This window comes from Janthinobacterium longum (genome assembly GCF_051380735.1).
GTDB lineage: Bacteria > Pseudomonadota > Gammaproteobacteria > Burkholderiales > Burkholderiaceae_D > Janthinobacterium.
On sequence record NZ_JBNYXQ010000001.1, the window covers coordinates 289,507 to 303,588 of the forward strand.

Genomic DNA, 14,082 nt, shown 5'->3' on the forward strand with positions numbered 1-14,082 from the left:
TTTTCAGATGGATACCGCATGCAAACTTCTACCGTGACACCAGCCGCGCGCGGCGCACTGGCCGCCTTGTCGCTGGCCACGCTGCTGCCGGCGCTGGGCGCGAGCATCGCCAATATCGGCGTGCCAGCGATCGCCGCCAGCCTGCAGGCGCCATTCAAGCAGGTGCAGTGGGTGGTGCTGGCCTACCTGCTGGCCGTCACCGCCCTGTCCGTCAACGCCGGCCGCCTGGGCGACCGGCTGGGCAGGCGCCGTTTGCTGCTGGCCGGCATCGCTCTGTTTGCCGTGGCGTCCCTGCTGTGCGCTCTGGCCACCAGCTTGCCGCTGCTGGTGGCCGCGCGCATCGTGCAGGGGGCCGGCGCTGCCGTGATGCTGGCGCTGGCCATGGCGATGGCGGCCGGCGCCGTCAGCCGGCAGCGCGCGGGCAGCGCCATGGGACTGCTGGGCAGCATGTCGGCCCTGGGCACCACCCTGGGACCGGCGCTGGGCGGCCTGCTGCTGGCCCGTTACGGCTGGCCGTCGCTGTTCCTCGTCAACCTGCCGCTGGCAGCCCTGGCGCTGCTGCTGGCGTGGCGCTACCTGCCCGAGGACCGGCAAGCGCCAAGCGTGCAGCCGGCGCACCTGGCCCTGCGGATCGAATCCGCGCTGGCGGCAGGACTGCTCGCCAGCGCGCTGGTATCGACCGTCATGATGACCACGCTGGTGGTCGGGCCATTCTATTTGGCGCGTGGCTTGCAACTTGGCAGCACCACAAGCGGGCTGGTGCTGGCGCTGGGACCGCTGGCTGCCGCCCTGTGCGGCGTGCCGGCCGGGCGCCTGGTGGACCGCCATGGCGCGCAGCGCATGCTCAAGGCCGGCCTGCTGTGCGCGGTGCTGGCCTGCCTGGCGCTGGCCTTGCTGCCAGCGAGCCTGAGCGTGGCCGCGTATGCCTTGCCGCTGGTGCTGCTGACGGCCGGCTACGCCCTGTTCCAGGCAGCCAACAACACGGCCATGATGATGGGCGTGGCGGCAGGGCGGCGCGGCAGCGTGGCAGGCGCGATGAGCCTGTCGCGCAACCTGGGCCTGGTGGCGGGCGCTTCCGTGATGGCCGGCTTGTTCGCGCTGGCGGCGGGCGGCGACGTGACGACCGCGCCAGGAGAGGCCGTCGCGCGCGGCATGCACGCTGCGTTTGCCGTGGCGGCCGTCGTGCTCTTGGCCGCGCTGGCGATTGCAAGGCGCGGCGGCCAGCCGCACAAAATGACGCTACCATAGATGCATGGACATCCTGCACCTGAAAACTTTTGCCTGCGTGGCGCGTACCGGCAGCATTACGCGTGCCGCTGAATGCCTGTTCCTGAGCCAGCCCGCCGTCAGCGCCCACATCAAGGGCATCGAGCAAGAACTGGGGCTGGCCCTGTTCGAACGCACGGCGCGCGGCATGCGCCTGACCAGCCATGGCCAGCGCATCCTCGCCATGGCCGAGCACACCATCGCCAGCCACCGCGCGCTGATCGATGAAGCGGCCCTGCTGAAAGGCCGGCTGGCAGGCCGGCTGCGCATCGGCGTCGGCGGACAATCGGATACAGCGCTGATCGGCAGATTGCTGCGGCGCTTTGCCGAACACCATCCGGAGGTGGAAATATCACTGGAATACGGCAGTTCCAGCGCCACCCTGGCCGCCATCCGCAGCGGTGTGCTGGACGCCGGCTTCTACAACGAAGCGAATACGCCCGGCCAGGACCTGGCCACGCGCGAAATGGCCCGCTTTCCCATCTACCTGGCCGCGCCAGCCAGCATGGTTGACCCCGGTGCGCCGCTGGACTGGGCCGCGCTGGGCCAGTTGCCGTGGATCTTCGCGCCAGCCAGCCTGTGCTGCGGCGGCGCTGCCGAGCAGTTGTTCCAGGCCCACCAGTTCCGCCCGCGCCGCATCATCAGCATCGACCGCGACAGCGTGATGCGCCCGATGCTGGCGCAGCGCCTGGGCATCGGCCTGCTGCATGGCGACACCGCGCTTGAAGCGCAGCGGCAAGGCGAAGTCGACCTGCTGTGCGTGGTCCATCCGGCCGTCAGCCAGCTGTTCGCCCACCTGGCCAGCCGCGCGCAAGAGCCGCTGTTCGGCGCCATCCATGAGGCCCTTGGCGCGGCGAGCCCATAATTCGCCGGGCCTCAGGATCGCACGTGATGCGACAGCGGCGCAAACCACACCGTCACGCACAGCCCCCTGCCCTCGCCGCTCTCGGCCAGTTCGATGCTGGCCTGGTGATGGTCGGCGATATTGCGCACGATGGACAAGCCCAGGCCGCAGCCCCAGGCGTCGTGGCCGTCGGGACGATAGAAGCGGTCGAACAGGCGCGCCCGATGTTCTTCCGACACGCCGGGGCCATTGTCGCGCACGCGCAGCATGGCGCGCCCGCCGATGCGCGCCGCTTCGAGGTCCACCGTGCCGCCAGGCTGCGTGTAGCGCAGCGCATTGTCGACCAGGTTGTTGAGCAGCACCTGCAGGCCGTCAGGGTCGGCCTCGACCAGCACTTGCGCCGGCGCCACCACGCCCAGGTCGATCTCGCGGCTGTCGGCCAGCGCGCCATGGTCGGCCACGGCGCCGGCCAGCAGCTGGCCCAGGTCGACCGTGCGCAACTGGCCCGGCGCCAGCGCCGCTTCGTGGCGCGCCAGGCTCAGCAACTGGCGCACCAGATGCGTGCTGCGGTCCAGCCGGTCGTGCAGTTTTTTCAATGCCACACTGCGCGCTGCGTCGCTGGTAGCGCGTTCGGCCACCTGCAACTGCAGTTTCAATGCCGTCAGCGGCGAGCGCAGTTCGTGCGCCGCGTCCGCGACAAAAGTGCGCTGCGCCGTGATCGCCTCGTCGAATTTGCGCATCAGGCCATTCAGGGCCAGCACCACAGGCCGCAGTTCGGGCGGCATCTGCTGCATCGGCAACGGTGTCAGGGCATCGGGCGAGCGCCCCGCGACGCTGTCGGCCAGGCGGTCCAGCGGCTGCAGCGCGCGTCTTACCACCACCACGATCACCAGCGCCAGCATCAGGGCGAATGCCAGTAGCGGCGAGCCGGCGCGCCAGGCCATGCTGAGCGCCAGGTGGCGCCGCACATTCATCGTCTGCGCCACCTGCACATAGCGGCCGCGCCGCGTTTCGCCATACAGGCGCCAGCGCAAGCCGTTTACCTTGACCCGCGTATAGCCATCGAGCGCATAGCGCGGCAATTGCGGCTGGCCGGCGGTCGCATACACCAGCGCGCCGCGCACATCCCAGGACTGCAGCACGAACGCTTCCTCCGGGTCCTGTGGCGAGGGGCGGCCAGTATCGGGCGAGAATTCACCGGGCACGGCGACGGCCAGCTGGCGCAGCTGCAGGTCACCGATTTCATTGGTTTCTTCCAGCAGCGAAAAGTACAGCGAGGCGCCGGCCCCCAGCACGCACAACAGGGTCGCGCCCAAGAGGCCCAGCAACAGGCGGTGACGGATACTGGTCATGGCGCCACGCGTATCTTGTAGCCGACGCCGCGCACGGTCTGGATCAGGTCGGCGCCGAATTTCTTGCGCAACTGGTAGATATACACGTCGACGGTATTGCTTTCCACTTCGCTGTCCCAGCCGTACAGTTTTTCCTCGAACTGGCTCTTGGTGATCACCTTGCCCGGATTGTCGAGCAAGGCGCGCAGCACGGAAAACTCGCGCCGCGCCAGCTTCACCGGTACGCCATGAAAACTGGCTTCATGGCTGGCCAGGTCCAGGGTCACGCCGCCATGCTCGATCACCGAGCGCTTGTGGCCGCTGCGGCGGCGCAGCAAGGCGCGCAAACGGGCCAGCAATTCGTCGAGATCGAAGGGCTTGACCAGGTAATCGTCGGCGCCCGCATCGAGGCCCTCGACGCGGGCCGGCGTGCCGTCGCGCGCGGTGATGATCAGCACCGGCAGGTCGGCGCCGCGCTGGCGCGCCGTGCGCAGCACGTCCATGCCCTGCAGGCCGGGCAGGCCCAGGTCGAGCAGCATCACATCGTACTCGAAGCCATCCAGCGCCAGCTGCGCCTCGCGCCCGTCGCGCACCCAGTCCACCGCATAGCTTTCGCCACGCAGGCCATCGACCAGGCTCTCGCCGATCATCGGATCATCTTCCACCAGCAGCAATCGCACGTGACCACCTCATTTTGACAATGCGCCATCTTACCGTGAAGGTGAAGCGCAGCACAGAGCCGCCGCGCAATCGCACGTACCGTGTTCTGGATAACCACAACTGCGGAGCACGCCATGAGCAAGACCAGCCACCCCGATCCCTACCCCCATCCTGCCGGCGGCTGGGGTTCCGTCAAGGAGGTGGGCGCCGCGCTGCTGACCGAAGGCGTGCTGTTCAAGGGCGCCAGCCTGATGCGGCACCAGAACAAGACCGACGGCTATGCCTGCGTCGGCTGCGCCTGGGCCAAGCCGGCCAATCCGCACCCGTTCGAATTTTGCGAAAGCGGCGCCAAGGCCACCGCCTGGGAAATCACCAGCAAAAAGATCGGCGTCGATTTCTTCCGGCAGCATACCCTGGCCGAACTGCGCACCTGGAGCGACCATGAACTGGAAAGCGTGGGCCGGCTGACGGTGCCCATGCGCCGGGATGCGGCCAGCGACTGTTATGTGGAAACGAGCTGGGATGCGGCGTTTGCGGAAATCGGTGCGCAACTGCGCGCGATGGCACCAAGCAGCGTGGTGTTCTACAGTTCCGGGCGCGCTTCGCTGGAAACCTCGTATATGTACCAGCTGGCCGCGCGCATGTACGGCAATAACAACCTGCCCGACAGTTCCAATATGTGCCACGAAAGCACCTCGGTGGCGCTGCCGAAGACCATCGGCGTACCGATTGGCACGGTGGTACTGGACGACTTCGGGCAGACGGATTGCATTTTTTTCTTCGGCCAGAACGTCGGCACCAACAGCCCGCGCATGCTGCACCAGTTGCAGGAAGCGCGCCAGCGCGGCGTGCCGGTAATCACCTTCAATCCGCTGCGCGAGACAGGCTTGCTGCACTTTGCCAATCCGCAGTCGCCGCTTGACATGCTGAGCCCGGCCGAGACGCAGATCAGCACCCAATACCTGCAAGTGAAAGCCGGCGGCGACAGCGCGGCATTGATGGGCTTGTGCAAGGCACTGATCGCAGCCGACGATGCGGCGCAAGCCGCTGGCAGCGTGCGCGTGCTCGACGTGGCTTTCATCGAAGAACACACCTCGGGCCTGGACGAGTTTGCGCAGGCAGTGCGCGCCACCTCATGGCTGGACATTGAACGCGAATCGGGCCTGCTGCGCGCCGCCCTGGAAACGGCGGCGCAAACCTATGCGCGTGCCGAACGCGTGATCGGCGTCTTCGGCATGGGCCTGACCCAGCACCGCCACGGCGTGCAGAATGTGCAGATGCTGTCGAACCTTCTTCTTTTGCGCGGCAATATCGGCAAACCGGGCGCCGGCATCTGCCCGGTGCGCGGCCATTCGAACGTGCAGGGCCAGCGCACGGTAGGCATTACGGAAAAGCCGGAACTGGCGCCGCTCGACCAATTGAAAAAACAGTATGGCTTCGAGCCGCCGCGCGAGAAAGGCCTCAATACCGTCACCGCCTGCCAAGGCATGCTCGATGGCTCGGTGCAGGCCTTTGTCAGCCTGGGCGGCAATTTCCTGCGCGCCGCGCCCGATACCGACGTGCTGGAACCGGCCTGGAACAAGCTGCGCCTGTCGGTGCAGATCGCCACCAAGCTCAATCGCAGCCACCTGGTGCCGGGAGCAGTATCGTATTTGCTGCCCTGCCTGGGCCGCATCGAGATCGACCGCCAGGCCAGCGGCGAGCAGGCCGTGTCGGTCGAGGACAGCACCGGCTGCATGCATGGCTCGCGCGGCCGTGCCGAACCGGCAGCTGCCACCCTGCGTTCCGAGCCGGCCATCGTTGCCGAGCTGGCGCGCGCCATGCTGCCGCCCGAACGCTTTGCGCTGGCGCCGTGGGACGCCTGGGTGGCCGACTACGCCACCGTGCGCGAGGCGATTGCCACGACTTACCCTGATATCTTCCATGATTTCAATGCCCGCATGTGGCAGCCCGGCGGCTTTCGCCGCCCCGTGCCTGCCGCGCAGCGCGTATGGAAAACGCCGAACGGCTTGGCCAACTTCATCACGCCGGAAACCCTGCTGGAAGACCCGGACCAGGCGCAGCCCGACGGCGACGTGCTGCGCCTGTTTACCATCCGCAGCGACAGCCAGTTCAATACCACCATCTACAACGAAGACGACCGCTTTCGCGGCATCTACGGCGGCCGGCGCGTGCTGCTGGTGAACGCCGGCGATATCGTGCGCCTGGGGTTTGCCGAAGGGGAACTGGTGGACGTGCACGGCGTCGCGCCAGACGGCCTCAAGCGCTGCGTGCGCGGGCTGCGGCTGGTGGCCTACGATGTGCCGCCCGGCTGCATCGGCGGCTACTACCCCGAGTGCAACCCCCTGCTGCCGCTGGCCCACCATGCAGTGGAAAGCATGGTGCCAGCGGGGAAATCGATTGCGGTAAGGTTGAGCGCGCGGGCTCTTTAAGCAGGTCGTTATCAGCTTTCTTGGCCAGCAGCGCAGAGCCGGGGTCAGACCCGACGGGTCTGACCCCAGATTTTGCAGCTGTTGTAAAAACTAGGCTAACGCATCGCTAGCGCAATCCTCTCATTGATCCAGGCATGCGTCCTCGCCTGCACCTGGCGCGCCAGCGCGATCGGAAAACGGATAAATCCATGCGGTGCTTCCGGCACCAGATGCGCTTCCACCGGTGCCACCTGGCGCCAGCGCTGCGCCATCAGCACGGTATCGTCACGCAGCGGGTCGCGTTCGCCGGCGAACATCAATACCGGCGGCATGCCGGCCAGCGCGCCATACAGCGGCGAGATCGGTGGCTGGCGGCGCTGCTCATTCTGCACGCCGGGCGTAAGCAGACGCATCGAGCTTGCCATGCCGGGACCGTGCAGCACCAACGTATCGGGTCCGGCAGCATGCACGCTGGGCGTGCCGGCCAGGTCGTACACGCCGTAATACAGCACAGCGCCCCTGATGCGGGCCAGCAGCTGCGGCCAGGCCTGCAAGCGCAGCAGGGTCGCTGCGGCCAGGTGGCCGCCGGCCGATTCGCCCACCACCAGCACCGGCAAACCGGAAAATTGCGTCTCCAGCAGCCAGCGCGCCGCTGCCAGGCAGTCGTGGAGCATCTGCTGCAGGGTAGCGGCTGGCGCCAGCCGGTAGTCGACCGAGACCACCGCCACATCGCAGGCCTCGATGATGGCCAGGTTCAGCGCATCGTTCATCTGCGCATTGCCGATCACCCAGCCGCCGCCATGAAAATCAAGCAGCACCGCACGCGCGGGGCGCAGGCCAGTCAAAATGCGCAGCGGGACATTGACGCCATCGTTGTGCACCACGCGCCGCTCGACGCGAATGTGGGCGCGCGCCAGCTTGTGCGCACCGGTCAGCTGCGACAAATACAGCAGAGACTGGATCAGCACCGGAATGACCCGGTTACGGATGCGAAAACGCGGCGCCCAACCGAGCTGGCGGTTGAAACGGCGCGCCTGCGCCAGCGTCACTGCATCAAATACCATGGTTGAAACCTGGTCGTCTTCTGGCAAAGGCATGCGGCCTCCCGATCAACTGTAAAACCATACTGTAGCAAGACGCTGGTTCAGCGCCCGTTCAGCAGAAAACCTCATTTCAGCGGTGACTGCACCTGCCGGTAGCGCCCGACCAGCTCGCCCTTGGCCAGCACATGCCCCTGCATCGCCTGCAGCAGCTGGTCGCGGTCGGCGCCGAATGGCAGCGACAATACCGCGTCGAGCGCAAATACCTGGAAGTGGTAATGGTGGGCAGGATCGCCCACCGGCGGGCGCGGACCGTAGTAGCCGATCGAGCCGCGCGTGGTGCGCCCCTGCAGCACGCCCTCCGGTTCGGTCAGGCGTGGCTGTTCTTGCAAGCCTTCCGGCAGGCTGGTGACAGTGGACGGAATATTCCAGGCCAGCCAGTGCACAAAGGGCTTTTGCGGCGCATCGGGGTCTTCCATGATGATGGCATAGGATTTGGCGCCCGCTACCGTCGACCAGGATAATGGTGGCGAGACGCCGTCGGCGTATTCACTGTATTTCGCGGCCAGCATGGCGTTGCCGGCGATGGCCGGGCTGTTGACCGTCAGCTTGCCGCCATTTTACGTGCGCGCCAACGCCAGCGGCACGTTGGTGCCTTTTGCCGCCTGCTGCTGCATCGTCCCGGCTGGCGCTTGCGCCAGCGTGGCGCCACGCGCCGTGTTGCCGGTGTAAGCCACGCGGTACAGCACGCCGTTGGCATCGTCCGCCATCAGCAGCGAGCCGTCGTTTGCCATTGCCAGGCCGACTGGGCGCGCAATATGCGCCTTGCCGCCATCGGTGAGAAAACCGCTGACGAAGGGCTCGATCGCGCTTGCCTGCCCATCGGCAAAACGCACGCGCACGATTTCGTAGCCCGATGGCGTGCTGCGGTTCCACGAGCCGCGCATGGTGACAAACGCGTCACCCTGGTATTCGGCCGGGAAGTTCGCGCCGCGGTAGAACAGCATTTGCATCGGCGCCGCGTGGGCCGTATAGCCAAGCACCATCGGCGTGCTGCGCGCCCGCCATTCTTCCTTGCTGATGTCGCCCACCGGCGTACTTTGCGGGTAGATGCTGCCGGTGCCATACACATGCGGCCAGCCGTACTGCTTGCCCAGTTCGATCTTGTTCATCTCTTCCTGCTGCTCGTCGTCGCCCAGGTAATCGATGCCGTGATCCATGCCCCACAATTGGCCCGTGCGCGGCTGCCAGTCAAAGCCGATCATGTTGCGCAGACCCGAGGCGAAGATACTGCGCTGCTTGCCGTCTGGCGAAGCGCGCAGCAAGGTGGCGTTTTCCGGATTGCTTTCATTGCAGGTATTGCAGGTCGAGCCGGCGCTGATATACAGCATGCCGTCCGGGCCGAAGGCCATGGTGCGGTTCGGATGCTGGCCGGCGTCGGGCAGGTCGCCGATGATCAGTTTCAGGGATGACAGGCGCCCGTCGGCCAGCATATCAGCCACGAACACTTCCTTGACAGTGGCAAGGTACAGTTTGCCGTCACGAATCGCCAGCCCGTGCGCGCCGGCGCGACTGGCCACCTTGACCGGTGCACCATCGGCACGGCCGTCGCCATCGACATCCCTGAACATCAATACATCGCCCTGGTCGCGCCGGCTGACATAGATGGTGCCGTCCGGCGCGACGGCGATGATGCGGATATTTTTCAGGCCGGTGGCAAACACCGAGACCGTAAAGCCGGGTGGCGCCTTGATGGCGGCCACGCGTGTGGGCGTAGCTTCGACCTTGTCGGGCTTGACGATGGCGGCGGCGATGCCGACATGGGTGCCATCGCCTTGCTGGGCATCGGCAGTGGCGGACAGCAGCAGCGCTGCACTGCCGAGAATGGCAGGCAGGGCAACGATAAAGGGAGTTCGCATGGTGGGCCTCTTGTGTGAACTGCAAGTGTCCGGCCGCGACTTGGGCACCTCTGTACGCCATCTAACCGAGTGCGCCGAAGCCGAGTAATCGCCGCATATGGGCCATGCGTGCGCACACGCACCGAAGAATATGTATGGAAAGCGCAACATGGCGTCATGTTCAACCTTGACGCCTTGCAACAGGAAACCAACCCTTGGAAACTGCCACGCCTTCACCACACGCCAACTCCGACAAAGACAATGGCGTGGCCAAGCGCCGGGCCATCATCTCCAGCCGCGTCGGACAGGGCGGCTGGTCGTCCTATTTTTATGCCCTGGTGCAGATGGCGCGCGCCGCCGCCGAAGCCTGGCTGTCCCGCCGCGCTTCCAGCAAGGGCGCAGCCCTGACGCTGTATGTGCTGTTTTCGCTGGCGCCGATGCTGATCCTGGTGGTGGCGCTGGCCAGCATTTTCTTTGACGAAGAGGCCGTGCGCGCCGCCCTGCTGACAGAACTTGGCGGCCTGACCGGCACCCAGGGCGGCGACGCCTTGAAAGCCATCATTTCCGGCGCCAAGCGCGCGGACGAAGGCGTGGCCGCCAGCATCATCTCCGGCGTGATCGTGCTGGTGACGGCCACCAGCGCGTTTGCGGAACTGAAGGAAAGCCTGGACGAGCTGTGGCAGATTCCGCCGTCGGAAGGCTCGGGCCTTTGGCTGTTCCTCAAGGAGCGTGTGCTGTCGTTCGGCCTGCTGCTGGTGCTGGCCCTGATGCTGATGATGACGCTGGCAGTGAATGCGGGCCTGGCCGCCATGCAGGGCAGCTGGGCTGACCCGACCGATCCGGGCAAGCTGCTGCAATATGCGTTCGCCGGCCTGTCGATGCTGATCGTCACCGTCATCTTCGCGTTTATCTACAAATACCTGCCCGCCACGCCGATCGCCTGGGGCGACGTGATCGTCGGCGCCGTCCTGACGGCCATGCTGTTCATGGGCGGCAAGGTGCTGATCGGCCTGTACCTGGGCCATGGCGACTTCGGTAGCGCCTATGGCGCGGCCGGCTCCATCGTCGCGCTGATCACCTGGATCTATTATTCGGCGCAAATCTTCTTCTTTGGCGCCCTGTTCACCCATGAGTACGCGATGACACTTGGCAGCCGAAGGCACAAAGGCGCCATCACGCCACCGCAAGCCAAGCCAGGTAATGCCAGATAAAGCCTACTTGTTGTGGCAATGCTATCGTTTTTTCTCCCAAGGACAGTGACTGGAGAGTGAAGAACAACACGGCGACGAGCTGATTCCTACGGCAGCAATCGCCTCATTGCGCACGTTGATGCGTAATTTCAGCGACTTAGTAGATAGACGCCACTTTTATCCGCCCAAACACGTGCAGCGTCTTCCAAGCCAGGACGTTTGAAGAAAAAGTGATACGTGTCGTCCCAGCTCCCATAAAGTACGCACCCATGCTCTGGGAGCACGACGTGAAAATCTCTGTGTCCCAAGACCTTACCGCCGCCTGGTCTGCAATATTCGGAAAGCGCTGCCTTCGACACGAACCGTCGGAAAAGGATGTGACGAAATTGGCGACCGCGCTGCACAAACGAAAGCACATCAGTTCCAGCGATCATTTGAGAGCAAAAGTCTGCAAGCAAGGCGTCCCGACGTGCTTGCTCGTCTACCGGAACATTTTCCAGCTTTTCACATGCTTCGTCGCGCGATAGCCAGTGGTCGAATACCGATACAGAAAGTATTTGAACGTCTGTGCGTTGCTCGTTAAGGTCGATATCCATAAGCCAATGAAACTGGCGAGCTAGATCGCGTTGACTGGTTTGGGGAACATTAACGATGCGTCGGTTTGACATAGGTTCTTAAAGGTGTATTTGCTGGTAGGACGTGCAGTTGTTCAAGGTACGCTTTAGTGTAGCGTACGGATCGACCTGCTCACTAAAATACCAGTCATGCTGTCGGCGAGCTCGGCGTCCCGGCATTGTCGAGCATGACCCGAAGGCGAAGGTCGCGGGATCAGTGCGCTTTCCAGGCTGCGGCTGATCGGCCAGAAGGCCTTTGGCAACCTGCGCGGCGGCACGCCCTCGCACTACCGGCGCACTCAGGCATTACTGACGGCATAGCGCGACATGTCGCTGCCGCCGCCCTGCCACAGCGCCAAAAACGATTCATAGACATGGCGCGAGAGCGATGGGCGGCGGCGCGACTTGCGCCAGAATTCGTAGCGGCCCTTGAAGACATAGCCGTCGTTGAAGGTCACTTCGAAATCGATGTCGACCTGGTCGCCGGCGCCATGCACCCACGATCCCAGCAGGCGGTCGGCTTCGCGAAAGGCGCCCAGCACGGCGCTTTGCTGGTTCTGCCGGCCGATGCGGATGCGGGCCACTTCGATCTTTTCATCGGTGTCGTCCATGGCTGACGATGGCGATTGCATGTTCATGGTGTCTGTCCCTTTCATGGTTCAAGCGGCATGCCGTTGAAGGCAGCCTTGTGAAAATTCCGTTGCCGCCACCGCCGGCAATGGCCTGCTGTAGTAATAACCCTGTATCTGGTCGCATTGCCAGCCGCGCAGCAGGCTGCGCTGCTCGTCCGTTTCCACCCCTTCGGCGATCACCGACAGGCCCAGGCTATGGCCCAGGCCGATGGTGGCCTGCACGATGGCGCTCTGTTCGCCGACGCTGGCCATATTGCGCACGAACGACTGATCGATCTTGAGCTTGTCGATCGGGAAGCGGGAGAGGTAAGCCAGGCTGGAATAACCGGTGCCGAAGTCGTCGATGGCCAGGCGCAGGCCCAGGGCGCGCAGGCGCTTGAGCAAGGCGATCGCGGCCTGCGCGTCTTCCATCACCACGCCTTCGGTAATTTCAAGTTCCAGCAACGCCGGATCGATGCTGCTGCTGGCCAGCAGCGTTTCCAGGTGCGCCAGGAAACCGGGGGCGGCGAACTGGCGCGGCGAGATATTGACGGCCACCGGCACCGCCAGGCCCTGCGCCTGCCAGTCACGCAGCTGGCGGCATGCTTCTTCCAGCACCCAGGCGCCGATCGGCACGATGAGCCCTGACTCTTCGGCCAAAGGAATGAACTGGTCCGGTGGTACCAGTGCGCCATCGCGGCGCCAGCGCAGCAGCGCTTCGAAACCCACCAGCGCGTCGTCGCCCAGTGCCTGCTGCGGCTGGTAATGCAGTTCCAGCTCGCCGCGTTCGACGGCATGGCGCAGGGCCGCCTCGGTGGCGATGCGCTGGGCGGCCTGGGCGTTGATCTCTTCCGAGTAGTGCACCAGGGTGTCACCGCCGGCGCGGCGCGCCAGTTGCAGCGCCGCGTCGGCATTGCGCAGCAGCGCTTCCGGTTCGCGGCCATGCAGCGGATAGCTGACGGCGCCCAGGCTCAGGCTGGTAAAGATTTCATGGCCCTGCCAGCTGTAGGGCACGCCGACTTCATCGCGCAGGGCCGACACGGCCGCCTCGAACTCGGCGCTTTCACGCGGCCACTGGTACAGGATGGCAAAATTGGCGCCGTCGAGCCGGTAAACTTCGCCGCCACTGCATTCGGCCGCCTGGCGCATGCGCCCCAACAGCCCGACGATCATGTGGTCGCCAAAACTGTGGCCCAGGCCGCCGACGATGCGCGTAAAACGGTCGATGGTACCGAGCACCACCGCATGCGGCCTGGCCGGCAGGCCGCGCAGGCGCGTTTCGAACGAGCGCCGGTGCGCCAGCCCCGTGAGCGGGTCGTGGCCGGCCTGATGCGCCAGTTGCTGCTCGACCCGGTAGCGGGCGCGCACGTGGTACAGCAGAAAGCCGCTGCTCAGCAGCGCCAGCAGGTCGAACAAATGCACCAGGCGCGTGATGCCCATGGCATTTTTCACGGCTGCCTCGCCGTCCGCATGGAGCGTCTGCGGCACTGCCTCGCCGGACTGCGTTTGTTCCAGCAAGGGGCCAATGCTGTTGCGTATGCCGCTGCTGGCGCGCTCCATTACCACCGACAGGCCGATACTGGCGGCGATCACCAGCATCAGCAGGGTATAGACCGACCAGCGCGCAAACGGCAGACGCAGCTGCCGCACGCGCTGCACGCCCCGGCGCAACAGCGCGGCCAGGCGGCGCACAATCGGATGGAAACCGGACAACGGGGACAAGGTGTCGGTATGGTGGAAAACAGTACGCATGGCGGGTTCCTGGCGTGGTGACTCGGGCTTTACAGTTCTTTGCAGGCCTGGCGGATGCAGCGCACCAGATCGTTCGATTGGAATGGCTTGCTCAGAAAGCACGAGGCGCCCGACTGCAGCACGCGCAGGCGCACGGCGGGCTCGGGAAACGCGGTGATCATGATCAACGGCATCTCGCTGCCCTGCCGGCGCAGTTGCTCCAGCAGGTCGATGCCGCTCATGCCCGGCATCTGCAGGTCGCTGACGATGCACTGGTAGCCGTCCAGCGGCGCGCCGGCCAGCAGGCTTTCGGCTGAATCGAAACAGGTGGTCAGGTAACCATACGAGCGCAGCAGGCTGGCCAGCGCGCTGCGCACGGATTCATGGTCATCGACGATGGCGATATGGACATTGTTGGTAACGGACTCGGACACTGCAAACTCCCTGGTATCGGTGGCGTCAAGCGGCCACCTGACGCATGGGAGA

The 14,082-nt window shown here is 65.1% G+C and carries 13 protein-coding genes; 4 read left to right on the plus strand and 9 right to left on the minus strand.

What is annotated here, in order from left to right; genetic code table 11:
- Positions 1-18: 18 nt before the first annotated feature.
- Positions 19-1,248: an MFS transporter gene (locus tag ACQ4WM_RS01295; RefSeq protein ID WP_436544914.1), complete on the plus strand. Its 1,230-nt coding sequence runs from the start codon at positions 19-21 to the stop codon at positions 1,246-1,248.
- Between the two features lie 4 nt (positions 1,249-1,252).
- Positions 1,253-2,131, plus strand: coding sequence for a LysR family transcriptional regulator (locus tag ACQ4WM_RS01300; protein WP_436544915.1), 879 nt, complete (start codon positions 1,253-1,255; stop codon positions 2,129-2,131).
- A gap of 11 nt (positions 2,132-2,142) precedes the next feature.
- Here the strand turns inward: ACQ4WM_RS01300 and ACQ4WM_RS01305 are convergent, their stop codons facing one another.
- Positions 2,143-3,462 (minus strand): ATP-binding protein, encoded by a 1,320-nt coding sequence (locus ACQ4WM_RS01305; protein ID WP_436544916.1) that lies wholly within the window; start codon positions 3,460-3,462, stop codon positions 2,143-2,145.
- Positions 3,459-4,121 (minus strand): response regulator, encoded by a 663-nt coding sequence (locus ACQ4WM_RS01310; RefSeq protein WP_436544917.1) that lies wholly within the window; start codon positions 4,119-4,121, stop codon positions 3,459-3,461. Before ACQ4WM_RS01310 ends, ACQ4WM_RS01305 begins: the two co-directional genes overlap by 4 nt.
- A gap of 114 nt (positions 4,122-4,235) precedes the next feature.
- On the opposite strand from ACQ4WM_RS01310, the gene ACQ4WM_RS01315 reads away from it, so the two are divergent.
- Positions 4,236-6,533 carry an FdhF/YdeP family oxidoreductase gene (locus tag ACQ4WM_RS01315; RefSeq protein WP_436544918.1) on the plus strand — a complete coding sequence of 766 codons (2,298 nt, stop codon included), beginning with the start codon at positions 4,236-4,238 and terminating at the stop codon, positions 6,531-6,533.
- 95 nt (positions 6,534-6,628) lie between these two features.
- On the opposite strand, the gene ACQ4WM_RS01320 is transcribed toward ACQ4WM_RS01315, so the two are convergent.
- From ACQ4WM_RS01320 to ACQ4WM_RS01330, 3 genes are all read right to left on the minus strand, one after another.
- Positions 6,629-7,609, minus strand: a complete 981-nt coding sequence (locus ACQ4WM_RS01320; protein WP_436544919.1) for an alpha/beta hydrolase — start codon at positions 7,607-7,609, stop codon at positions 6,629-6,631.
- Between the two features lie 71 nt (positions 7,610-7,680).
- On the minus strand, positions 7,681-8,160 hold the full coding sequence (locus tag ACQ4WM_RS01325) for a YbhB/YbcL family Raf kinase inhibitor-like protein (protein ID WP_495542698.1): 480 nt from the start codon (positions 8,158-8,160) through the stop codon (positions 7,681-7,683).
- 12 nt (positions 8,161-8,172) lie between these two features.
- Complete coding sequence (locus ACQ4WM_RS01330) at positions 8,173-9,471, minus strand: PQQ-dependent sugar dehydrogenase (RefSeq protein WP_436544921.1); 1,299 nt, start codon at positions 9,469-9,471, stop codon at positions 8,173-8,175.
- A 194-nt stretch (positions 9,472-9,665) separates the two neighbouring features.
- Here ACQ4WM_RS01330 and ACQ4WM_RS01335 point away from each other — a divergent pair, with 194 nt between their 5' ends.
- Positions 9,666-10,661 carry a YihY/virulence factor BrkB family protein gene (locus ACQ4WM_RS01335; RefSeq protein WP_436544922.1) on the plus strand — a complete coding sequence of 332 codons (996 nt, stop codon included), beginning with the start codon at positions 9,666-9,668 and terminating at the stop codon, positions 10,659-10,661.
- A gap of 128 nt (positions 10,662-10,789) precedes the next feature.
- On the opposite strand, the gene ACQ4WM_RS01340 is transcribed toward ACQ4WM_RS01335, so the two are convergent.
- From ACQ4WM_RS01340 to ACQ4WM_RS01355, 4 genes are all read right to left on the minus strand, one after another.
- A complete protein-coding gene (locus tag ACQ4WM_RS01340) occupies positions 10,790-11,236 on the minus strand; it encodes a hypothetical protein (RefSeq protein ID WP_436544923.1) in 447 nt (148 codons plus the stop codon).
- A 317-nt stretch (positions 11,237-11,553) separates the two neighbouring features.
- Positions 11,554-11,892 (minus strand): hypothetical protein, encoded by a 339-nt coding sequence (locus ACQ4WM_RS01345; protein ID WP_436544924.1) that lies wholly within the window; start codon positions 11,890-11,892, stop codon positions 11,554-11,556.
- A 21-nt stretch (positions 11,893-11,913) separates the two neighbouring features.
- Positions 11,914-13,617, minus strand: a complete 1,704-nt coding sequence (locus ACQ4WM_RS01350; protein WP_436544925.1) for a putative bifunctional diguanylate cyclase/phosphodiesterase — start codon at positions 13,615-13,617, stop codon at positions 11,914-11,916.
- Positions 13,618-13,646: 29 nt separating this feature from the next.
- Complete coding sequence (locus ACQ4WM_RS01355; RefSeq protein WP_436544926.1) at positions 13,647-14,030, minus strand: response regulator transcription factor; 384 nt, start codon at positions 14,028-14,030, stop codon at positions 13,647-13,649.
- Positions 14,031-14,082 lie beyond the last annotated feature (52 nt).